A 21038-nucleotide genomic window follows, 5' to 3' on the forward strand; every position below is an offset into this window, starting at 1 on the left:
ACAAGGCCCGACGCTGTCCAATTTTTGCGCAAGCAGACCAGCTTCCGACTGCGACCGGGGCAATAAATTCATCAAGCTGCTCACACCTTGGGCGCCCAAGCCTGATCCCGATTCAATCAGAACCGATCGGGCTTTCGATGCCGTTGCGTGCGCGGCGAAACCAGGCCCACGTCTGCCGCGTCACTGCGATGTAGCCCGGGCACCGGTAGACGATCTGATCGGCGACGATCCGGTTCAGTTTCGGCAGCGCATGGAACGGAATCGAAGGATAGGCATGGTGCTCGACATGATAGGGCATGTTCCATGCAAACCAGCGCGCGAACATGGCGGTATAGGTGGTGCGGGTATTCTGGAAGGCGCTGCGCGTGCGATCGCAACCAGTGTGTTCGGCAAGGAGATACGGCCGCAGAAACAATTGACCGACGATCACGGGGACGACCCAGACCCACAACAGGATCACGGTGTGCTGTGCGACCGACGCCAGCAGCAGCGCGACGTAGCCTGCCAGATGGAGGCGCGCTTCCGTCACGACGATGTGGCGTTTGCTTTCCGGAATCCAGGACGACGTGGCGTTTCCAGTCAACGCATGGCGAAGCATCAGCCGCACCCGGAAGGCAACTTGCCGCAAGCCGCTGTACACGACCACCAGTTGCGCGTCCGAGGTCGGGATCGGCACCGACAGCAGTTCCGGATCCCTCTTTGGATCCTGCGTATAGCGATGATGATCCCAGTGGAACAGGCAGTAATATTCGTAAGGCAAGCCGACCGCGAACGAGGAGAGATGACCGAAGGCGAGATTAAGCGCGCGGCTGCGAAACGCCGTCTTGTGGGCGGTCTCGTGGACCACCATGAATAGGAATGCTACAAAGTAGCCTTGGACGACGACCAGCGGCAACGCCCAGACGATTCCGTATCGCGACGAGACCAGCCAGATCAGCACGCCGACAACGACGATGACGCCGTAGTGGCTGGCCGCACGGACCAGACCTTGCCAATCGGACCGCGCCGACAACTCGCGCAGCATGGCCGGAGTCAACGGCTTCTCTCCGGTGGCAGTGATGGCATTGCTCATGATCGTAGACGCCTCTCTCCGGGATCACGCACTTGACCGTGCTCGTGCTGACGCTGGAATTCGTCAAGCACAGACCGATCCTAGGGACCGACGCCGCAACGCATAAGCAATTAATTTCGCGGCACTTTGCTCCTAGCGGTCGATGTTCGCGTGCTGGCAGGAAGAACGCCTTACAGACGGCAATTACGTTGCTGCACCGAACTGGTCCTCTCCACCCTACGGACTTGCCTTCCCCTTTCGCGCGGCGATCTGTTGGAGCGCCCAGCGCGCGTTCTTGCGGACATCGGGGTCGGGATCGTTGGCAATCACCGCGAGGTAGGCCTCACCCTCGGGGACGGCGATCTCGCCGAGCGCGGCAGCCGCCTCCTTTCGCAAATTCGCTTGCTCGTGGCTGATGCAGTTGCCGATCGCGCGCAAAGCGCCCTCGACCTTCATCTTGCCCAAGCTACGGATCGCCTTCAGCCGCACCTGCCAGAATTCGTCGGTGAGCGCGCCGACGAGCTGGTCGGCGGCGAGCGAACCGTTGACGTTGAGACCGAGGGTCTCCGCCGCCATCTCGCGGACCATCCAGTCGACGTCCTTCAAAGCTCGCGTAATCGTCTCGGCCGCGGGCTTCAGCTGCGAAAAGGCCAGCGCACTCACGGCGGCACGGCGCACATGGGCGTCGGGATCGGTGATCAGCGCGGTCAGCGCGGGGATGGATTCCTCCAGCTTCAGAAAGCCGATCACGCCGATCGCCTGCACGCGCACGGCAGCATCGGAATCCTGCAGCGCTTCGAGCGTCGGCTTCAGTGTGTCCTTGCGCCGCAACTCCTTGAGCGCGCGCAGGGCGCCCATGCGAACGAAGGCGTGGGCATGCTTGACCAATGGCAGGATGACATCGGCGCAGGCAGGATCCTTGAACTCGGCCATGCTGTCGGCCGCAGCGGCCGCAACGATCCTTTCGGGATCGACTAGCAGCCTCACCAGCGCGCTTGCGGCTTCCGGCCCGTCAAACTCGCCGAGCGCCATCGCAACCTGCTGGCGCACGCCGGCATCGGGATCGGCGACCATCTTGGCGAGATGGGCGACCGCTGCAGGATCGCCGGAATGACCGAGCGCGATGATGGCGACACGGCGCTCGGCAGGATCGGCGGCCTGAAGCCGCTCGTCGGCGTCTTCGAGATCATCGTAGGATTCGAACGGGCTCGACATGATCACCTCAGGAGATAGGGAATATTGACGGTGACGGCGCCGGTCGGGCAATCGGCCTCGCAGGGCATGCAGTACCAGCACTCGTCATAGGCCATGTAGGCCTTGCCGGTCATGTCGCTGATGCGCAGCACGTCGAGCGGGCAGACGTCGACACAGACGGTGCAGCCCTTGTCGGCTATGCATTTGGCGTCGTCGACGACCACCGGAACCGATGTCTGATAGGAAGCGAGAGGCATTTTATGTCTCCTGTTGCTATGGTGCGGTGGATCAGGCGCTGGCGCGGATGCGCTGCTTGTCGTAGAGGTCCTTTTCGTCGTCGGCGATCGGGACGACGTACGGCTCGACGGCGCGCTTCTCGCTGGTCATCTTGCCGTTCTGCTTCGACAGCAGCGTGTGGCAGAACCAGTTCTCGTTGTCCTTCTCCGGGAAATCGGTACGCCAGTGATAGAGACCCCAGCGGCTCTCCTCGCGATAGAGCGAGGCATGCACAGCCATGTCGGCACAATCCATAATCGACTGCACTTCCAGCGCGCGGAGCAGCTCGTGCGCGTTGCGCGCCATCATGCGCTCCTGCATGTCCTCCCTCACCTCGGCCAGGCGGCGCATACCGAGCTCGTATTTGCGCGTAACCTTTGGTGGCTGGAGATAGTCGTTGACGAGACGGCGGGTCTTGTATTCGACCTGGTTCGGCGGAATGCCGTCCTCGCGCTTGGTCGGCGCCAGCACGCGGTCGCGCTCCTTCGCGACATCGGCCGCATCGAACTCGGCGAAGTCATGGCTGTCGGCAAACTCCATCGCGTCGATGCCGGCAACCGAGCCGTTGGTGAAGGCACCGAGCATGTAATTATGCGGCACGCTCGCCATGTCGCCCGCGGCGTAGAGGCCCGACACGGTGGTGCGCGCATTGTCATCGACGAACACGCCCGAGGCGCTGTGGCCGGAGCAAAAGCCGATCTCGGAGATGTGCATCTCAATCGAGTCGTTGCGATAATCGACCCCGCGTCCCTGCTGGAACAGGCCGCGCGTCGGCCGCTCCACCTTGTGCAGCGTGGATTCGATCTCCGAGATGGTGTCGGGGTGGAGATGCTTGAGCTGGAGGAACACCGGGCCCTTGCCGGACAGCAGCTCGTTGTAGAACTCCAGCATCATCTGGCCGGACCAGTAGTCGCATTCGATGAAGCGCGAGCCCTCGTTGTTGGCCGTAAACGCGCCGAACGGACCGGCGACATAGGCGCAAGCCGGGCCGTTATAGTCCTTGATCAGCGGATTGATCTGGTAGCATTCGAGGTTCGCGAGCGCGGCGCCGGCGTGATAGGCCATCGCGTAGCCGTCACCGGAATTGGCGGCGTTCTCGTAGGTGCCGAACATGTAGCCTGAGGTCGGCAGACCGAGGCGGCCGGCGGCGCCCATGCAGAGGATCACGGCCTTGGCCTTGATCACGAGGATCTCGGCCGTGCGGGTGTTGACGCTGATCGCACCAGCGATGCGGCCATCGCTGGATTTGAGCAGCCGCGTCGCCATGTAGCGGTTGGAGATCAGGATACGCGCGCGGCGGAGCTGGCGGTAGAGCGCCTTCTTCACGGTCTCACCGTTCGGCATCGGCAGAACGTAACTGCCGATATGGTGCACCTTCTTGACGGCGTAATCGCCGTTCTCGTTCTTCAGAAAGCGGATGCCGAAACTGTCGAGCTCCTCGACGATTTTGTAGCAGTTCTGCGCGTATTTATAGACCGCCTTCTGGTCGACGATGCCGTCGTTCGCAATGGTAATTTCCTTGGTGTATTGCTCCGGTGTCGCATAGCCCGGAATGACAGCATTGTTCAGCCCGTCCATGCCCATCGAGATCGCGCCGGAGCGCTTGACGTTGGCCTTTTCGAGCAGGACGACGTTGGCCTTCGGATTCTTCAGCTTCGCCTTCAGCGCCGCCATCGGGCCGGCGGTGCCGCCGCCGATCACCAGCACATCGCAGGAAACCTCCGAAAGTCCGTCGATGATCTGATCTAGTGCCATCGCTTGCTCCTGGTTCGCCGGCGCACCGGCGCCTCTGCATCAGCTTTGTTCAGGGCGCTTTCCGGCGATAGCAATTAGTTGTCGCCGGGAAGCGATTTGCGCCTCAACGCTCGACGAAGGCCTTCTCGATGACGAAATGGCCGGGCTGGCTGTGATTGCCCTCGACAAAGCCGCGTGCGGAGAACATCGCGGGGAGCTCCTCGAGCATCGCCGGGCTGCCGCACAGCATGATGCGATCGGTCTCGATATCGAGGCCGGACTGGCCGATGTCGTCGAACAGCTGGTTGGAGGCGATCAGGTCGGTGATGCGGCCACGGTTGCGGAACGGCTCGCGGGTGACGGTCGGGTAGTAGACGAGCTTGTCGCGGATCAAGGGCCCGAAGAATTCGTGATCGCGCAGGCCGTCGACGAGGTGCTCGCCATAGGCAAGCTCGGAGACCTGGCGGCAGCCATGGGCGAGCACGATGGTCTCGTAATTCTCGTAGACGTCGGGATCCTTGATCAGGCTCGCGAACGGCGCGAGGCCCGTGCCGGTCGAGAGCAGCAGCAGACGCTTGCCCGGAATGAGGTTGCCGCTGATCAGCGTGCCCGTGGCCTTGCGGCCGACCAGGATAATGTCGCCTTCCCTGATCTTCTGCAGACGCGAGGTCAGCGGGCCGTCTTGCACCTTGATTGAGAAGAATTCGAGTGCTTCCTCGTGATTGGCGCTGGCCATGCTGTAGGCCCGCATCAACGGCTTGCCATTGACCTCGAGGCCGATCATCGCGAACTGACCATTCTGGAAGCGGAATCCGGGATCACGCGTCGCGGTGAAACTGAACAAGGAGTCGGTCCAGTGCCTGACCGACAAAACCGTTTCCTTCTGAAATGCGCTCATGATCTCTCCTTGGCCCTCGATGACGCGCAAGGTTTCGGAGAGACGGGACTCCGGCAACACGGAAGTGAAATTCCCGGTCGATTAGTTTCAAATTTCGTGAGCGGCGATTGAAGAGCAGGCAGCGACGAACGTGTGATTGCGCCTACGCCGGCAATTAGTTGCTATCCGCGCGATCCGGCGCCGACGTAGAGAGGAAATCGGAGGTTCGTCATGACCATGACCTTGGTGGCACCGACCGTGGCCGACTACGAAGCAAGCGCCGATCTCGCGACGCTCCTCGTCCGCACCACCGAGGGCGACGTACTCATCGTTCCCGCCGAAAAACTCCGCCTGTCCTGCAAATGCGCCCACTGCACCCGCGCCCGCTTCGATGGCCGCTTCCCCAGCGCATTTCCGGGCATTGCCATCACCGAGATCGGCGATCTCGGCTATGGACTGAACATCTCGTTCTCGGACGGACATAATCGGGGGATTTACCCCAAGCCGTATCTGCTGAGCCTGGCGGGGCGGTAGGCGCCCGCCTGCCCCCATCTGGCACGGACATTGCTCCTCTTTAGAACGGTTTCAACGTTCCGGAGGCAGACGATGTTGCAGGCGGCAAATGCGGTTCGCGGCACTGCTCCCCCGTCAATCCGGCCTGCGGGCAGTTCCTCGCTGCTGCTGACCGAGAACCAGCAATGGATCGGCGGGCCGCCGCCGCTGATGGACAAGCTCACCCCGCGCGAGCGGGAGCTGGTGTTGAAGCAGGGCCGCCGCAAAGTGCTTAACCGCGGCCAGACGCTGTTCAGCCAGGGCGGCAAGCATGACGGCATCTGGCTAGTCGAAAGCGGCCGCATCCGGGTATTCTACACCTCCCCGCTCGGGCGCGAGATCACGCTCGCCTACTGGCACGTCGGCAATTTCGTTGGCGGGCCCGAAGTGTTCGAAGGCACCGTGCATCAATGGTCCGGCGTCGCATCCAGCAATTGCAGCGTGGTGCACCTGCCAGGAAAGGAATTGCGATCCCTTGCCGCGGAGATCCCGAATCTCGCGATTGGCCTCATTGAGGGCCTGACCTTCAAGGGCAAATGCTATTCGGCGCTGGCCCAGATGCTGGGTACGCGCTCGATCACGCAGCGCCTTGCGCACCTGCTACTGCATCTCGTCGATCTCTATGGCGTCGAGGACGCCGATGGGCGCGTGATTGCGGCTGCCTTCACCCATGCCGACATTGCCCACATGGTCGGCGCCACCAGGCAATGGGTCACGATCAGTTTGAAGCGCATGCAGGAGAAGGGAATCGTCCTGACCAAGCGCTCGCAGATCGTGGTCTCCCGCTCCGACGTGCTGGAGGAGATGCGCGGCCACGCATCCGACTAAGAGAATTTGCGAGCAAGGCTGGTGCACAGGCAAGCGGCTTTATAGTGCAGGACTGCCCAAGGAGTATGCAATCAGCTTTTCCCGGCAACTAATCGACTGCGGTTATCATTCCGGATTTGCCCTGTCGGTGCCCTCACCCAATCATGGCAACCACAGCACATCCAACCGAATGAGAACGAGAATGGTCCGCCATCTTCCCACGCTCTCGATCGCGATGTCGATGACGTCGCTGGCGCTGATCCTCGCGCAGCCGGCTTCGGCGGAAACCGTCACCCTCGGCATCGGAACGCAGGACACCACAACCAATACGGTGACCGCGGGCGTCGTCATCCGCCAGCTCCATCTCCTCGAAAAATACCTGCCTAAGGACGGCAAATACGCCAACATCAAGTTCGAGCTGGAGTGGCAGAATTTTACGTCCGGCCCGCCCGTCACCAACGCGATGATGGCGAACAAGCTGCAGATCGGCATGATGGGCGACTATCCGCTGATCGTGAACGGCTTCACCTTCGACAGCAATCCAGAGAGCAAGAGCCGACTGATCGGCATCGCCGCCTACAGCCTCTCCGGCTCCGGCAACGGCATCGTGGTCCACAAGGACTCGCCCTATTACGATCTGGCGGATCTCAAGGGCAAGCTCGTCAGCGTGCCCTTCGGCTCCGCCGCACACGGCATGGTGCTGAAGGCGATGCAGGATCGTGGCTACGCGGCCGATTTCTTCCAGCTTGTCAGCCAGAGCCCGGAGGTCGGCTCGACCAATCTCCAGGAGAAGAAGATCGACGCGCATGCCGACTTCGTCCCCTTCGCCGAATTGCTTCCTTTCCGCGGCTTCGCGCGAAAGATCTTCGACGGCGTCGAGACCAATCTGCCGACCTTCCACGGCATCGTCGTCCGCACCGACTTCGCCGAGAAATACCCCGAGGTCGTCGTCGCCTACTTCAAGGCGCTGATCGCGGCCAATCAGTGGCTGCGCGACGATCCCAAGCTTGCTTCCGAAAAGATCCAGGAATGGACCGGCATCAACAAGGAAGTCGTCTACATCTTCCTCGGTCCCAGCGGCAACATGACCACCGACCCCACGGTCAAGCCGGCGCTGATCGAAGCGGCCGCCACCGACGTCAAGGTGCTGCAGAATCTCGGCCGCATGAAGGAGTTCGATCCGAAGAAATGGGTCGACGACAGCTACATTCGCAAGGCCTATGCCGAGATGAAGCTCGACTATGACACCCAGCTTGGGAGCACCAAGAACTACGAAATCTCTGGCGAAGACGCCTTCTGCAAGAAGCCGATCACCGATCCGCGCAAGGCCGGCGAGGTCTGGGTCGACGATGCCGGCATCATGCCGTTCTCGTCCGCCAGCTGCACGCTCGGGGCCTATGCCGACTTCAAGATCAAGGGCAAGAAGATCAACGTCGCCTACGTCTTCGACACCACCCGCGGCATCAAGCTGTTCGCCGACCAGGCTTTCTTCGCGGTCGGCAATGGCGACGTCGCGCCGTTCCTGCTTAAGAAGGACGCGGAAGCCTATGCCGCCAAGATCAGCGGCAAGGTGCTCGGCTTCGACGACGCGGTGAAAGCGGCAGTCAGCGGAGGCAAGACGTGAGCAGTCCCGCCCTTGTCAGACATCCCGAGGACAGAAGCATGCCAGCAGCCCTTGCCGAAGCGGGCCTCCTGCCCGCCGTCACGCCCCCGGCCACACCGCCCTCTTTCGGCACGCTCGCGCTGCGCTGGTACCGCCTGAACCAGGGCCGGCTGCGCGCGACCGCGATCGGCATCATCTCGCTGCTCGCCTTCCTGCTGATCTGGCACCTGCTCACGACTTACCGCGTCGTGTTCTTCGTGCGCTTCACCAACGTACCCTCGCCGGTCGCGGTCTATGCGAGCTTCACCAAGGCCATCCACGATCCCAAATTCCTGCTGCACATCGCGCTGAGCTGCCGGCGCATCTTCATCGGCTTCTCACTCGCCGCCATCGTCGGCGTGCCACTTGGTCTCATCATGGGCCGCTTCAAGCTGGTGCATGAGATCATCTTTCCGGTCGCGGAGGTATTGCGGCCGATCCCGGCGATCGCCTGGGTGCCGATGGCGATCATGCTATGGCCGACCAACGAGCAGAGCATCGTCTTCATCACCTTCCTCGGCTCGTTCTTCCCGATCCTGGTCAACACGCTGCACGGGATGTCCTTGGTCGATCCCGTGCTGGTGCGCGCCGCGCAATGTCTCGGAGCTCGCGAACGATCGATCTTCCGCGATGTGTATTTTCCGGCGTCGCTGCCGCACATCTTCACCGGCCTCACCGTCGGCATGGGCGTGGCCTGGGTATCGCTGATCGCGGCCGAGATGATCTCGGGCCAGTACGGTATCGGCTATTTCACCTGGGAGGCCTATTCGCTGGTCCAATATGCCGATATCGCGCTCGGCATGATCGCGATCGGCGTGCTCGGCCTGGGATCGAGCCTGCTGATCAGGGGCGCCGGACAGCTGGTGATGCCGTGGAGGCCGACGAGATGAGTGAGATTCCGGCGAGCGAACCGAAAGGCCATATCCAGGTCAGAAACTTCTCCCTCAGCTATGACAGCATCGAGGAGCCGGTTCAGGCCGTCACGGACACGCAGATCCATGTGAGGCCCGGGGAGTTCGTCTCGATCGTCGGTCCCTCCGGCTGCGGAAAGTCGACGCTTCTCAATGCGGTTGCGGGCTTTCTCAAGCCGACCACCGGCATCGTCACCGTAGATGGCGAGCGCGTGAACGGCCCGAGTGCCGAGCGGGGCATGGTGTTCCAGCAATATTCGCTATTTCCCTGGAAGACGGTGCGGGAGAACGTCGAGTTCGGCCTGAAAATGCGCGGCATGCCGCGCTCGCAGCGCGAACGCGCCGCGCGCACCCTGCTCGGCCTGGCGGGACTCGAAGCCTTCGAGAAGCACTATCCGGAAAAACTCTCCGGCGGCATGAAGCAGCGCGTCGGCATCGTCCGCGCGCTCGCGACGGGACCGAAGGTACTGCTACTGGATGAACCCTTTGGCGCGCTCGACGCCCAGACCCGGGTCATCATGCAGCAGATCCTCACCAACATGTGGCAACGGCTGAAGATCTCGGTGCTGTTCGTCACTCACGACATCGACGAGGCAATCTTCCTCTCCGACCGCGTCTACTGCATGACCGCGCGCCCCGGCTCGATCAAGGCGGAGATACCAATTCCGCTGGAGCGCCCACGCCAGCAATCGATGATGATGTCGTCGGAATTCTTGGCGCTGCGCCGCGGCCTGATGTCCCTGATCCGCGAGGAAAGCCTGAAGGCGATGGGCGGCGAGATCAACGATCTCGGCATGCAGGGATTGAACATCGAGCTGCACGGCCATTCGCTGGTCGAGGTGCTTTAGCCGAGGACACCCGTGGCCCGTGCCGTGCTCACACTGGCTGGAATGAGATTTTTCTTGATCTCGCACGTCGTGCACACACACCACGCGTGAGATCAGAGATACGCGGTTGTGTATGGTCGCGCTGATGGCGATGCCGATCGCCTGCGTGCTGGCCGGCATCCTGAAATACCTTGTCTTCGACCCCGAGGTGTTTCTCGTGACGAGCCTGTTTGCCTGCCTCTCGTCGATACTCGTCTTTGCCGCCCAGATGCTGATCCGCTCTAGCGCGGACCCGCACTCCGGATTGTTTGCCGCAACATCCGATTGCTATCGATCTGCACCGCCTCTTTAAGAGCGACGCTATGATGACCGCAACGCAAATGCGTGCGCAGCGACTAAGAATGTCTCGATCATCGACGACCCGATGACGTCGCTCCGAGCAAAGCGCTAGCATGGAAATTGCATAAATGTTGGGCGAAACGAGCACCTCATGAACCTCATCAGCCTAGACATCCGCATGCTCAGGTCGCTGATCTCGGTGGTCGAGACCGGCAGCATCACCGAGACGGCGCGCCGCCTGGGCCGGACCCAGCCGGCGATAACCCTGCAATTGCAGCGGCTGGAGGAACTGACCGGCAAGCAACTTTTCTTGCATGCCGGACGCCGGCTAACTTTGACCGAGGACGGCACGACGGTCCTCACCTATGCCAAGTCCATCCTCCGGCTGCATGACGAGTTGATTTCGCAACTGGCGTCGCAGGAGATCGAAGGCCAGGTCGTACTCGGCACGCCCGACCTCTATGCGGCGTTCATGCTGCCGCAGATTCTCAGTGTGTTCCGCAAATCGTTTCCGCGCATCCAGGTCGAGCTCAACTGTGCACTGTCCACGCCGCTCGTCGGCCTCGTCAAGCGCGGCGACGTCGATATCGCGCTGGTCACCCGCATGAACGATTTCACCGGCGGCCAGGTGGTGCGACGCGAGCAGCTGGTCTGGATGACCGGCGAACAATCCTCGGCGCATCAGGAACGTCCGATCCCGCTCGCGCTGCTGCCGCCCGGCAACATCTACCGCGACTACGCGATCGATACGCTTGAGCGCGCAAACCTGCGCTGGCGCGTTGCTTGCGTCAGCGAAAGCGTCGGCGGCTTGCAGGCGGCCGCCTTCGCCGGCATGGCCGTGACCGTGCTTGGCCGCAGCGCGCTGGTACCGGCCATGCGGGAGATCAATCCCAATGAAGGGCTACCGCCGTTGCCGCAGGTCGAGCTTTTGCTTTACAAGTCCAGCGGTGCCACCTCGAAGGCCGCGACCGCGTTGCACGACTATCTCGCGCACTATCTGCGCCTCGACGAAGAACTCAGCGGGCGCGGCGCGCCGATCGAGCTGGGCTAGGCCCACACAAACATCGAAAACAACCCCATGCACAGTAGAATGGCCCTTGTTTGCAAAGAGATTTTTCGCTCGCCCTTCCGGAGGACTGCTGCGCAGCTTGCGCTCACGCGGCCCTTCGGGTCGGGGTCATGCTTTTAGAGATTTGACACGTCGGGCAAAACACCGGCACTATTGCATCATGGCCGCTTCACCCCTTGGCGCACCCTCCACCCACTTCACGTAACACGAGCTCCGGCCAGAACTTCGCCCAGGGCTGCGCCTGCTCGAACGCCGAGGCGATGCGGAAGATCGTGGGCTCGTCGAGCCAGGGCGCGACGATCTGAAGGCCGATCGGCATGCCGTTGCGATCGAAACCGCAGGGCAACGTCGCTGCCGGAAGGCCAGCGAGATTGATCGGCCAGGTAAAGGGCGACCAGCCGAGATGCAGATCGACCTTGCGGCCATCGATCGTGCTGACGCCGATCCGGCCGGCCTCGAATGCGGTGACCGCGACGGTCGGCGTCACCAGCACATCGACGCGTTCGAACAGCTTGACGAAGGCACTGCGCACCTGGCCGCGGCGGTAACTCGCTTCGATATAGTCCGTTCCGGTGTAGCGGCGGCCGGCGCTGACGACATCGCGATAGTCCGCTTCGGAGTTGGCGAGATCGGTGGTGGTCCTGGTCGCGACCGCGGCCGCCTGTTCGGTGAACGCGATTGGCTTCAGCGTATGCTCGAGGATGCCGGGATCGAGACCCGGGCCGTCCATGGTGACCTGCGCACCGCAGGAATCGAGAATGGCGAGTGCCTTACCAAATGCCGCACAAACGTCCGGGCTGATGGCGGCGAAGCCGAGATCGGCGCTGGCGCCGATACGAATACCATCCAGACGCCCTGCGTTGGCATCGAAGCGACGCCCGGGCACGGGAAGGCTTGCAGCATCGCGCAAATCGTAGCCGGCGATGATCTCCAGCGTCAGCGCGGCATCGGCAACAGTCCGCGTGATCGGCCCGGTATGCGCAAGCGAGGCCCAGGACGGCGGCGAAAAGCCGGGCGAGCGCGGTACGAGGCCGAAAGTCGGCTTCAACCCGAACACGCCGCAAAAGGAGGAAGGCACACGGATCGAGCCGACGCCGTCGGTGCCGATCGCGATCGGGCCGCAACCGGCGGCCACGCCGGCCGCGGCGCCGCCGCTCGATCCGCCACTGGTGCGACCGGGATTCCAGGGATTACGCGTGATGCCGGTGACCGGGCTGTCGGCCGTCAGCTTGTAGCCGGACTCGCAGGTCGTGGTCTTGCAGGTGATGATCGCGCCGGCGGCCTTCAGCGACGAGACCACGGCCGCATCGGCCTCGGGCACAAAGCTCGTGTTCATCGGCGAGCCGGCATAGGCCGGCACGCCCGCGACGAAGACGAGGTCCTTGATCGTGACAGGCACGCCGGCGAGCGGCCCCTTCGCCTCGCCCGCGCGCATCTCCTTCGTGAGGCGATCCGCCTCCACTCGCGCCTGCTCGTACATCGGCGTCACCACCGCATTGCAGGCCTCGTTGGTCGCCTCGAGCGCAGCAATCGTGTCGTCGACGACATCGCGTGGGGTGAACGTCTTGCGCCGGTAGCCGGCCATGATCTCGGTTGCAGAAAGCGCGCCAAGGCCAGTCGGCGCCGGCGGGAAGGCCGCTCGGCCGGAACCATCAGTCATCATCAACCCTAACGAGCTAGCTGAGCGCCGCGTCGACGGCGCGCTTGGCCATCACCGTGACGAGATGCGCACGATAATCGGCGTCGGCATGGATGTCGGAGGTGAGGCCGTCGGTGTCGATCTTGATGGCCGCGATCGCAGACGGATCGAAGCTTTGCGACAGCGCCGCTTCCATCGGTGGCACCCGAAACACACCCGCTCCTGCGCCTGTCACGGCGACGCGGACACCATCGGCGAATTTCGCGACGAACACGCCGACCAGCGCATAACGCGACGCCGGCGCCTTGAACTTTGCGTAACCTGCCTTGAGCGGCACCGGGAAACGGATCGCGGTGATGATCTCGCCCGGTTCGAGCGCGGTTTCGAACAGCCCAAGGAAGAACTTGTCGGCCACGATCTCGCGGGTGCTGGTCACGATGGAGGCGCCGAGACCGAGCACGCCGGCGGGATAATCCGCGGCCGGATCGTTGTTCGCGACCGAGCCGCCGATAGTGCCGCGGCTGCGCACGGCGGGATCGCCGATCATCGAGGCCAGCGCTGCCAGCCCCGGGAGCTTGGTCTGCACCAGCTTCGAAGCTGCGACCACAGCATGCGGTGTCATTGCGCCAATGGTGATGGTGGCGCCGTCGTCGGTGATGCCCTTGAGATTTCCGAGCTTCGAAAGATCGATCAGCGCGGGCGGATTGGCCAGCCGCTGCTTCAACGTCGGGATCAACGTCATGCCACCGGCGACGAGCTTGCTGTCCTCGATCGAGATCAGAAGCTTGGCCGCATCGGGAATCTGGTTGGGCTGGTGGTAGGCAAATGGTTTCATTGTTGTCCTCCTTATTCCGCGGCGACCGGCAGCGACGCGTTTTGCAGCAGGCGCCAGATCCGGTTCGGCGTTGCCGGCATGTCGACATGGGTGACGCCGAGATGCGACAGCGCGTCGACCACGGCATTGATGACGGCAGCCGGCGAGCCGATGGTGCCGACCTCGCCGCAGCCCTTCACGCCCATCGGCGTGTGCGTGCAGAGCGTCGAATGGGTCGCGACCTTCATCATTGGCATGTGGTCGGCGCGCGGCATGCAATAGTCCATCAGTGAGCCCGACAGCAGTTGGCCCGAACTCTCGTCATAGACCGCGTTCTCGAACAGCGCCTGGCCGACACCCTGGACGATGCCGCCGTGCAACTGCCCCTCGACGATCATCGGATTGATGACCGTGCCGACGTCGTCAACGGCGGTGTAGTTGACCAACGTCACCGTGCCGGTCTCCGGATCGACCTCGACTTCGGCGATGTGGCAGCCGCCTGGATAAGTAAAGTTCACGGGATCGTAATAGGCCTGCTCTTCCAGTCCCGGCTCCAGCACTTCGAGGGGATAATTGTGCGGCACATAGGCCGCGCCCGCGATCTCCTCGAACGTCTTCATGCGATCCGTGCCGGCGACGGAGAATTTGCCGGCCTCGAACTGAATGTCCACTTCAGCCGCTTCAAGCAGGTGGGATGCGATCTTCTTGCCCTTGGCGATCACCTTGTCGGTCGCCTTGGACAGCGCGGCGCCGCCGACCACGAGAGAGCGCGAGCCATAGGTACCCATGCCGAACTGCACGCGATCGGTATCGCCGAACACGATGTCGACATTGTCGAAGGCGACACCGAGCTTGTCAGAAACGATCTGCGCGAACGTTGTCTCGTGACCCTGGCCGTGATTGTGCGTGCCGATCATGACCGTCACCTGGCCGGTCGGATGCACGCGCACCGTGGCACTTTCGTAGAGACCGCCACGCGCACCAAGCCGCCCCGCAAAGCGCGATGGCGCGAGGCCGCACGCCTCGACATAGGTGGAGTAACCGAGCCCGCGGAATTTGCCCTTGCTCGCGGACGCCGCCTTGCGGATGCCGAAGCTCTTGACGTCGGCTGCGGCCAACGCACCGTCGAGGCAGCCCATCGGATCGCCGGAATCGTACTGCACCAGCACCGGCGTCTGATACGGATAGGCCTCCTTCGGGATCATGTTGCGGCGGCGGATCTCGACGCGGTCGATGCCCATCTCGGCGGCCGCGACGTCGACGATGCGCTCCAGCACGAAGGTCGCCTCGGGTCGACCCGCACCACGATAGGCGTCGACCGGCACCGTGTTGGTGAAGACCACCTTTACGTTGCAGTAGATCGCCGGCGTGGTGTAGACGCCGCCGAGCAGCGGGCCATAGAGATTGGTCGGGATATTCGGTCCGAAGGTCGAGAGATAGCCGCCCATATTGGCGAGCGTGTTGACGCGGAAGGCGAGAAACTTTCCGGTCTCGTCGAGCGCAAGCTCGGCCTCGGTCACGTGATCGCGGCCGTGGCGGTCGGAGACATAACCTTCCGATCGGCTCGCGACCCATTTGATCGGCCGCATTACGCGCTTGGCAGCCCAGGTGATCACGGCCTCTTCGCCATAGTGAAACTGCTTGACGCCAAAGCCGCCGCCGACGTCCGGCGCGACCACCCGCAGCTTGTGCTGCGGGATGTTCAGCACCAGCGCGCCCATCAGGAAGCGCACGACGTGCGGGAACTGGCTGGTGGTCCACAGCGTGAAGCGGTCGGTGCCCGGCTCGTACTCCGCGATCGCCGCGCGCGGCTCCATCGGATTGCCGATCAGGCGATTGTTGACGAGGCTCAGCTTTGCGACATGCGCGGCCTTGCGGAACGCGGACTCGACCGCAGCCTTGTCGCCGAGCTCCCAGTCGCAACAGATGTTGTTCGGCACATCGTCGAACAGTTGGGGTGCGTTCGGCCTGATAGCTTCCAGCACCCCGACCACGGAATGCAGAACTTCGTAATCGACCGCCAGCAATTCGGCCGCCGCGTTCGCCTGCTCCGGCGTCTCCGCAATGATGAAGGCCACCATGTCGCCGACGAAGCGCACCTTGCCCTGCGCCAGCATCGGGAACGGCGGCTCTTTCATCGGCACGCCCTTGGCGTCCGAGATGCCCCAGCCGCAGGGCAGCGAGCCGAGGCCATCGGCCTTGGCGTCGTCGCCGGTCAGGACAGCAATGACGCCAGGCGATGCCAGCGCCGCGCTCTTGTCGATACCACGCAGCACAGCATGCCCATGCGGCGAGCGCACGAACACGCCGGCGGCCGTGCCGGGACGCTTGATGTCGGAGACGTAATTGCCGCGCCCAGTGAGGAAGCGCTGGTCTTCCTTCCGTTTCGGTGACGCGCCGATCCCGATCACATTGCCCATGGTCACTCTCCCTTGGCGGCATTCATGGCGGCAGCGCCGGCCAGGACCGAAACGACGATGTTCTGATAGCCGGTGCAGCGACAGATATTGCCTTCGAGGCCATGACGGACATCGGCCTCGGTCAGATCCGGCTTCTCGGTGGCGAGCGCGACCGCGGTCATCAGCATCCCCGGCGTGCAGAAGCCGCATTGCAGGCCGTGATGCTCGCGAAACGCCTCCTGCATCGGATGCATCTGGTTCGAGCCGGGCGCCCCCTGCAGACCTTCGATGGTGAGCAGCGTCGCGCCGTCGAGCGCGGGCGCCAGCAGCGTGCAGCTCTTCACGGGCAGCCCGTTGAGGTGAACGACACAGGCGCCGCACTGGCTGGTGTCGCAGCCAATATGGGTGCCCGTGAGGTTGAGCTGCTCGCGCAGCAGCTCGGCGACAAGGGTCGCCGGTTCGACCTCGACAGTGGTCGGCCGGCCGTTGAGTGTGAAGGATATCTGCACGGTCATACTCCTGTGCGCGACGGGTCTTTAAGCGAGTGGCAAGGCGCTGCCGGTGGCCCATGTGGCCATGACGACATCGCCGACGGTGAAGGGATCTGCGAAGAAGGTCTTTTCCGGCACATAGGCGACAAACTCGTCGTCCGGCACGGTGTCGAGCATGACCTTGACGAAATAGCCCTGGTATTCGATCGCGAGCACACGGCTTGGTAGCGACGTCGTGCAGCCCGGTGGCAGGTCCCTGCCCGGCCGAACCAACGCGACATCGTCGCGGCGCACGGCAATGTCGACCTTGTCACCGACGCTGATGGTCGCACGGGCCTGAAGCGGCACCTCGATGCCATTAGGCGCGGCCTGCGCCAGCGTGAAGCTGGTGCCGTTGACCTTTTCGACCCGCCCTGACAGCACGTTCTGACCGCCCATGAACTCCGCCACGTAACGGTCGTGCGGACGGGCGTACACGTCCCGCGCCGCGCCCGCCTGCTTGATCCTGCCCTGCTCCATCACCACGACGAGGTCCGCGAGCGCGATCGCCTCGAGCTGGGTGTGGGTGACGTGGATGAAGGTGATGCCGAGCTCCTGCTGCATCCGCCTGAGCTCCTGCCGCATCTGGACACGGAGCTGCTCGTCGAGCGCGGACAGCGGCTCATCGAGCAGCAGCACGCGCGGCTCGGTGATCGCCGCACGCGCCAGCGCGACGCGCTGCTGCTGCCCGCCGGAGAGATGCGCCGGCAGGCGGTCGGCGAACTGCGTCAGCCGGACCTTCTCGATCATGGCGTCAGCCGCGCGCAGACGATCGGCCTTCGACTGACCGCGGACGCGCAACGCAAAGGCGATGTTCTCGCGCACGGTCAGATGCGGGAACAGCGCGTAGGACTGGAACATCATTGCGGTGCGGCGCTGCACCGGCGCCAGCCCGACGACGTTCTGGCCGCCGATCACGATCTCGCCCGCGGTCGGATCCTCATGGCCGGCGATCATGCGCAAGATCGTGGTCTTGCCGCAGCCGGAGGGACCGATGAAGCAGCAATAGGCGCCGTCAGCGATCCTGAGATTGACGCCGTCGACCACGTAGGTCGCGCCGTCAAAGCTCTTGCAGACGCCTGCCAGTTCGATATCGCCACGATCGCTCTTCATTCCCAAATCAACCTTTGGCCTGGCTGCCGCGCTTCTTCTGGATCAGCACGATGGTGCCGAGGCTTGCGCCGATAACGATGAAGGACACGATGGTGGTGACCGTTCCGAGCGCATAAAGCGAGGGCGAGGTGACGTTCAGCGTCATGCTCCAGATTTCCAGCGGCAGCGTGTTCAGCGAACCCGCGGTCTGGAGGCTGCGCGCGAACTCGTCATAGGACAGCGTGAAGCCGAACAGCGCCACCGCGACGAGGCCGGGCGCCAGCACCGGGATCATCACCAGCCAGATCGACTGCCAGCGGCTGGCGCCCAAGTCATACGCCGCCTCTTCCCAGACATGGTTGAAGCGCGACATCACCGCGAACATCACGAGCACGCCGAACGGCAGCGTCCAGGAGAGCTGCGCCCCGAGCGCCGAGGTGTACCAGCTCGCATTCAACCCAAGCGCCTGAAACAGGAGGCCCGTGCCGAGACCGAGCACCAGACCCGGCGCGACCAGGCTGCCGATCATCATGTAGAAAACAAGAGTGTCGCCGCGAAAGCGCTTGCGGAAGCCAAGCCCGGCGAGGAACGACACCGCTACCGTGATGATGGTGACGATGACAGCGAGCTTGATCGAGCGGTCGAACGAACCCTTGACGTCGCCGGTGCGCACCTGGGTGAAGAGATCGACAAACCAGTGCAGCGAGTGGCCCTTCATCGGGAACACGAGGCCGCCGCGGATGTCCTGGAACGACAGGACGTAGATGCAGAACATCGGGCCATAGAGCGCAACCACATAAAGCGAGAACAGCGTTGCCAGCACGTAGAAGGTCCAGGGTCGATCGCCCTTGCTGGGCGCGATTGCCTTGGTCGTTGCGGGCGCGACCGGCTTGGACATGTCGCTCTTGGGCATGTCGCTCTTGGGCATGTCGGCGAGAACCGCGCTCATCGCGTGATCTCCTGCCGGATATCGACGGTGCGCAGGATCAGCGAGACGATCGCGACCAGCACCAGCGTCAGCAGCACGGCGCTTGCGGCCGCAGTCGGATATTGCAGCACGCCGACGTCCTCGTAGAAGGCACTGACAACGGAAGCCGAGCCGCCGCCGGACATCACCTTCACCACGAAGAAATCGCCCATCACGATCGAGACCACGAAGATGGTCCCGAGCGCAATGCCGCTCTTGGACATCGGCACCACGATCAGCCGCATGATGTCGAAACGGCTGGCGCCGGCGTCGATCGCTGCCTCGATCAGCTTCTTGTCGATCCGCGCCATGGAATTGAAGATCGGCACGATCATGAAGATCGTGAGCTGATGGACATAGGCGATGACCACCGCAAGGTCGGAGAACAGCAACACCTCGAGCGGCTGATGGATCGCGCCCATCGCCAGCAGCGCCTGGTTGATCAGGCCCTCCTTGCCGAGCAACGGAATCCAGGAGATCATCCGGATGATGTTCGAGGTCCAGAACGGCACGGTGCACAGCAGGAACAGGCCGATTGCCAAAAGCTGGTTGCGAACGTGGAAGACGAGGAAATAGGCGACGAAGAAGCCAATAATCAGCGTAAAGACCCAAGTCAGCACCGTGAACTTGATGGTCGCCAGATACAGCTTCAGCGTCGGCGCCGAATGCAGCACCTCGACATAGCTTGCCAGCGTGAAGCCCGGCGTCAGCCCGCCAAAGCCGTCGGTAGCGAAGAAGCTGGCGGCCAGCACGACCAGGATCGGCGCCACGAAGAACGGCACGAGCACCAGCACCAGCGGCGACACATAAAGCCAACCGGCGAGATTGGCGCGTGAAGGAGTTTGAGCTGAACTCGAACTTGGCTGCATATCAGAAAATGCCTCGAAGCCGATCTTCTCGCACCGGCGCGTGACGGCGCCGGTGCTTTGCTTAAGTCAGGGAAAGCAGGTTTCAGGCCACCTTGAAGTCATTCCAGCGCTTGTTCATGTAGGCCGCTTCGTCCATCAGCGTGTTCCAGCACGAGATGTTCTTGACGCGATCGAGGAACGAGCCGCCGTCACGCTTGGTGCCGGCCTTCTCCATCGCCACACCATAGGGATCGTTGACCACCTCGGGCGCGGGCTGGCCCTCGTACCAGAACGCCCATTCGGCCGGCGTCAGGAACTTCTTCGCGGTCGACGGCACCGGGCTGTAATAGCCGTAGCGCGCGACGAAACCGCCCTGCCAACCCGACAGGTACCAGTTGAGATACTCATAGGCGGCGTCGAGCTTCTTGCCGGAGAGATGCTTCATCAGGCCCATGCCGTTGCACCAGCCGCGATAGCCTTCCTTGCCGTCCTTGACGTTGACCGGCGCGTAGACGCAAGGGATCTCCTTCACGCGCACCGCAGCGACTGCCGGCGACCACATCGACTGGATCACCACTTCGCCCGCCGCCATCAGCTGCACCGACTGGTCGAAAGTGGTCCAGGTCGCGCGGAACTGGCCCTGCTTCTTCAGCTCGATCAGCTTGTTGCAGGTGAAGTCGATCTCCTCCTTGGTCATGTTGCCCTTGTTGCCGTACTTGATCAGACCGGCGCTTTCGAAGCAGAGCGCGGCATCCATGATGCCGATCGCGGGCACGTCGAGGATCGCGGCTTTGCCCTTGAATTTTGGATCGATCAGGTCCTTCCATTCGGTCACTTCGTGGCCGACGAGATCGGGGCGATAACCGATGGAGTCGGCGTTGTAGACCTGCGGCAGGAAGGTCGCCCATTCGGTGACGCCGTCGTGCAGATCGGTCGCGTCTGGCTTCGCGATATACATCGCCTCATAGGGCGAGATGCCCTGGCGCGGGATCTTGTGGCCGTCGATCTCACCCTTGGTGAAGATGGGCAGGATGTTGTCGAACTCCTTGATCTTCTTGACCTCGATGCCCTGGATCACGCTGCGCTTGGCGGCAAGCTTGGCCTGCCAGCCCTCGAGATCGGCGATATCGACCGTATTAGGCTGGCTTATGAAGCGGTTGATGGCGGCGGAAGTGTCGAGGTTCTGCATCGTCACCTTGAAGCCGAGATCCTTGGCAGCCTGGTCGCCGATTGCCTTCACCACCGAGTAGGAGACGCCGACATGGCGCAGTTCGATGTCCTTGATCTCCTGCGCCCAGATGGTCGGGAATCCGCGGATCGCATCCGACCCTGCGGCTGCGCCCGCAACGGCGGCTGCACCCTTCAACAGCGTGCGCCGGCTCAGCTTTTTCGTCGACTTGACGTCCGTTTTGGCCTTCGTTCCCGCCGGATCGGAAGTGAACGTCCCCTTAGTCCCATCAGACATGGCAA

At 62.9% G+C, this 21038-nt stretch carries 20 protein-coding genes; 7 read left to right on the top strand and 13 right to left on the bottom strand.

Annotated elements, in window-relative coordinates; all coding sequences use genetic code 11:
- Positions 1–112: 112 nt before the first annotated feature.
- From JJC00_RS24930 to JJC00_RS24950, 5 genes are all read right to left on the bottom strand, one after another.
- Positions 113–1072, bottom strand: coding sequence for a fatty acid desaturase (locus JJC00_RS24930; RefSeq protein ID WP_200468538.1), 960 nt, complete (start codon positions 1070–1072; stop codon positions 113–115).
- A 216-nt stretch (positions 1073–1288) separates the two neighbouring features.
- A complete protein-coding gene (locus JJC00_RS24935; RefSeq protein WP_200468539.1) occupies positions 1289–2266 on the bottom strand; it encodes a HEAT repeat domain-containing protein in 978 nt (325 codons plus the stop codon).
- A gap of 2 nt (positions 2267–2268) precedes the next feature.
- Positions 2269–2502: a 4Fe-4S dicluster domain-containing protein gene (locus JJC00_RS24940; protein WP_008141081.1), complete on the bottom strand. Its 234-nt coding sequence runs from the start codon at positions 2500–2502 to the stop codon at positions 2269–2271.
- Between the two features lie 31 nt (positions 2503–2533).
- Positions 2534–4276, bottom strand: coding sequence for a fumarate reductase/succinate dehydrogenase flavoprotein subunit (locus JJC00_RS24945; RefSeq protein ID WP_200468540.1), 1743 nt, complete (start codon positions 4274–4276; stop codon positions 2534–2536).
- 103 nt (positions 4277–4379) lie between these two features.
- The gene (locus tag JJC00_RS24950) at positions 4380–5153 is read right to left on the bottom strand and encodes a ferredoxin--NADP reductase (RefSeq protein ID WP_200468541.1); all 774 of its coding nucleotides are present in this window, start codon (positions 5151–5153) and stop codon (positions 4380–4382) included.
- A 216-nt stretch (positions 5154–5369) separates the two neighbouring features.
- Between JJC00_RS24950 and JJC00_RS24955 the strand changes: the two genes are divergently transcribed.
- The 7 genes from JJC00_RS24955 to JJC00_RS24985 all read left to right on the top strand — a co-directional run bounded on the left by JJC00_RS24955 (position 5370) and on the right by JJC00_RS24985 (position 11261).
- On the top strand, positions 5370–5666 hold the full coding sequence (locus JJC00_RS24955; protein WP_200474227.1) for a gamma-butyrobetaine hydroxylase-like domain-containing protein: 297 nt from the start codon (positions 5370–5372) through the stop codon (positions 5664–5666).
- A 72-nt stretch (positions 5667–5738) separates the two neighbouring features.
- Positions 5739–6512: a Crp/Fnr family transcriptional regulator gene (locus tag JJC00_RS24960; RefSeq protein ID WP_200468542.1), complete on the top strand. Its 774-nt coding sequence runs from the start codon at positions 5739–5741 to the stop codon at positions 6510–6512.
- Positions 6513–6693: 181 nt separating this feature from the next.
- On the top strand, positions 6694–8115 hold the full coding sequence (locus JJC00_RS24965) for an ABC transporter substrate-binding protein (protein WP_200468543.1): 1422 nt from the start codon (positions 6694–6696) through the stop codon (positions 8113–8115).
- Positions 8112–9023, top strand: a complete 912-nt coding sequence (locus JJC00_RS24970) for an ABC transporter permease (RefSeq protein WP_200468544.1) — start codon at positions 8112–8114, stop codon at positions 9021–9023. Before JJC00_RS24965 ends, JJC00_RS24970 begins: the two co-directional genes overlap by 4 nt.
- On the top strand, positions 9020–9892 hold the full coding sequence (locus tag JJC00_RS24975; RefSeq protein WP_200468545.1) for an ABC transporter ATP-binding protein: 873 nt from the start codon (positions 9020–9022) through the stop codon (positions 9890–9892). Before JJC00_RS24970 ends, JJC00_RS24975 begins: the two co-directional genes overlap by 4 nt.
- Before the next feature lie 112 nt (positions 9893–10004).
- Complete coding sequence (locus JJC00_RS24980) at positions 10005–10223, top strand: hypothetical protein (RefSeq protein WP_200474371.1); 219 nt, start codon at positions 10005–10007, stop codon at positions 10221–10223.
- Between the two features lie 138 nt (positions 10224–10361).
- Positions 10362–11261 carry a LysR substrate-binding domain-containing protein gene (locus JJC00_RS24985; RefSeq protein WP_200468546.1) on the top strand — a complete coding sequence of 300 codons (900 nt, stop codon included), beginning with the start codon at positions 10362–10364 and terminating at the stop codon, positions 11259–11261.
- A gap of 187 nt (positions 11262–11448) precedes the next feature.
- Here the strand turns inward: JJC00_RS24985 and JJC00_RS24990 are convergent, their stop codons facing one another.
- The 8 genes from JJC00_RS24990 to JJC00_RS25025 form a co-directional block, all read right to left on the bottom strand.
- Positions 11449–12939, bottom strand: a complete 1491-nt coding sequence (locus JJC00_RS24990; RefSeq protein ID WP_200468547.1) for an amidase — start codon at positions 12937–12939, stop codon at positions 11449–11451.
- A 16-nt stretch (positions 12940–12955) separates the two neighbouring features.
- Positions 12956–13753 carry an FAD binding domain-containing protein gene (locus tag JJC00_RS24995; RefSeq protein WP_200468548.1) on the bottom strand — a complete coding sequence of 266 codons (798 nt, stop codon included), beginning with the start codon at positions 13751–13753 and terminating at the stop codon, positions 12956–12958.
- An 11-nt stretch (positions 13754–13764) separates the two neighbouring features.
- Positions 13765–16152 carry a xanthine dehydrogenase family protein molybdopterin-binding subunit gene (locus JJC00_RS25000; protein ID WP_200468549.1) on the bottom strand — a complete coding sequence of 796 codons (2388 nt, stop codon included), beginning with the start codon at positions 16150–16152 and terminating at the stop codon, positions 13765–13767.
- 2 nt (positions 16153–16154) lie between these two features.
- Positions 16155–16646, bottom strand: a complete 492-nt coding sequence (locus JJC00_RS25005; protein WP_200468550.1) for a (2Fe-2S)-binding protein — start codon at positions 16644–16646, stop codon at positions 16155–16157.
- A 21-nt stretch (positions 16647–16667) separates the two neighbouring features.
- Entirely contained in the window at positions 16668–17774 is a 1107-nt protein-coding gene (locus JJC00_RS25010) for an ABC transporter ATP-binding protein (protein WP_200468551.1), read from the bottom strand.
- Between the two features lie 7 nt (positions 17775–17781).
- Positions 17782–18702, bottom strand: a complete 921-nt coding sequence (locus JJC00_RS25015) for an ABC transporter permease (protein WP_200468552.1) — start codon at positions 18700–18702, stop codon at positions 17782–17784.
- Positions 18699–19589, bottom strand: coding sequence for an ABC transporter permease (locus JJC00_RS25020; RefSeq protein ID WP_200468553.1), 891 nt, complete (start codon positions 19587–19589; stop codon positions 18699–18701). The genes JJC00_RS25015 and JJC00_RS25020 overlap by 4 nt, the downstream gene beginning before the upstream one ends.
- Positions 19590–19671: 82 nt before the next feature.
- On the bottom strand, positions 19672–21033 hold the full coding sequence (locus JJC00_RS25025; RefSeq protein WP_200468554.1) for an ABC transporter substrate-binding protein: 1362 nt from the start codon (positions 21031–21033) through the stop codon (positions 19672–19674).
- Between the last annotated feature and the right edge of the window lie 5 nt (positions 21034–21038).

The organism is Bradyrhizobium diazoefficiens, assembly GCF_016616885.1.
GTDB classification, from domain to species: domain Bacteria; phylum Pseudomonadota; class Alphaproteobacteria; order Rhizobiales; family Xanthobacteraceae; genus Bradyrhizobium; species Bradyrhizobium diazoefficiens_F.

Excerpts from the sequence above, each read along its gene's own strand:
- JJC00_RS24935 (WP_200468539.1), bottom strand. The coding sequence starts at position 2,266 with ATGTCGAGCCCGTTCGAATCCTACGATGATCTCGAAGACGCCGACGAG.
- JJC00_RS24950 (WP_200468541.1), bottom strand. The coding sequence starts at position 5,153 with ATGAGCGCATTTCAGAAGGAAACGGTTTTGTCGGTCAGGCACTGGACC.
- JJC00_RS25005 (WP_200468550.1), bottom strand. The coding sequence starts at position 16,646 with ATGACCGTGCAGATATCCTTCACACTCAACGGCCGGCCGACCACTGTC.
- JJC00_RS25010 (WP_200468551.1), bottom strand. The coding sequence starts at position 17,774 with ATGAAGAGCGATCGTGGCGATATCGAACTGGCAGGCGTCTGCAAGAGC.
- JJC00_RS24965 (WP_200468543.1), top strand. The coding sequence starts at position 6,694 with ATGGTCCGCCATCTTCCCACGCTCTCGATCGCGATGTCGATGACGTCG.
- JJC00_RS24990 (WP_200468547.1), bottom strand. The coding sequence starts at position 12,939 with ATGACTGATGGTTCCGGCCGAGCGGCCTTCCCGCCGGCGCCGACTGGC.
- JJC00_RS24985 (WP_200468546.1), top strand. The coding sequence starts at position 10,362 with ATGAACCTCATCAGCCTAGACATCCGCATGCTCAGGTCGCTGATCTCG.
- JJC00_RS24960 (WP_200468542.1), top strand. The coding sequence starts at position 5,739 with ATGTTGCAGGCGGCAAATGCGGTTCGCGGCACTGCTCCCCCGTCAATC.
- JJC00_RS25025 (WP_200468554.1), bottom strand. The coding sequence starts at position 21,033 with ATGTCTGATGGGACTAAGGGGACGTTCACTTCCGATCCGGCGGGAACG.
- JJC00_RS24975 (WP_200468545.1), top strand. The coding sequence starts at position 9,020 with ATGAGTGAGATTCCGGCGAGCGAACCGAAAGGCCATATCCAGGTCAGA.
- JJC00_RS24995 (WP_200468548.1), bottom strand. The coding sequence starts at position 13,753 with ATGAAACCATTTGCCTACCACCAGCCCAACCAGATTCCCGATGCGGCC.
- JJC00_RS24930 (WP_200468538.1), bottom strand. The coding sequence starts at position 1,072 with ATGAGCAATGCCATCACTGCCACCGGAGAGAAGCCGTTGACTCCGGCC.
- JJC00_RS25020 (WP_200468553.1), bottom strand. The coding sequence starts at position 19,589 with ATGCAGCCAAGTTCGAGTTCAGCTCAAACTCCTTCACGCGCCAATCTC.
- JJC00_RS24980 (WP_200474371.1), top strand. The coding sequence starts at position 10,005 with ATGGTCGCGCTGATGGCGATGCCGATCGCCTGCGTGCTGGCCGGCATC.
- JJC00_RS25015 (WP_200468552.1), bottom strand. The coding sequence starts at position 18,702 with ATGAGCGCGGTTCTCGCCGACATGCCCAAGAGCGACATGCCCAAGAGC.
- JJC00_RS24945 (WP_200468540.1), bottom strand. The coding sequence starts at position 4,276 with ATGGCACTAGATCAGATCATCGACGGACTTTCGGAGGTTTCCTGCGAT.
- JJC00_RS24940 (WP_008141081.1), bottom strand. The coding sequence starts at position 2,502 with ATGCCTCTCGCTTCCTATCAGACATCGGTTCCGGTGGTCGTCGACGAC.
- JJC00_RS25000 (WP_200468549.1), bottom strand. The coding sequence starts at position 16,152 with ATGGGCAATGTGATCGGGATCGGCGCGTCACCGAAACGGAAGGAAGAC.
- JJC00_RS24955 (WP_200474227.1), top strand. The coding sequence starts at position 5,370 with ATGACCTTGGTGGCACCGACCGTGGCCGACTACGAAGCAAGCGCCGAT.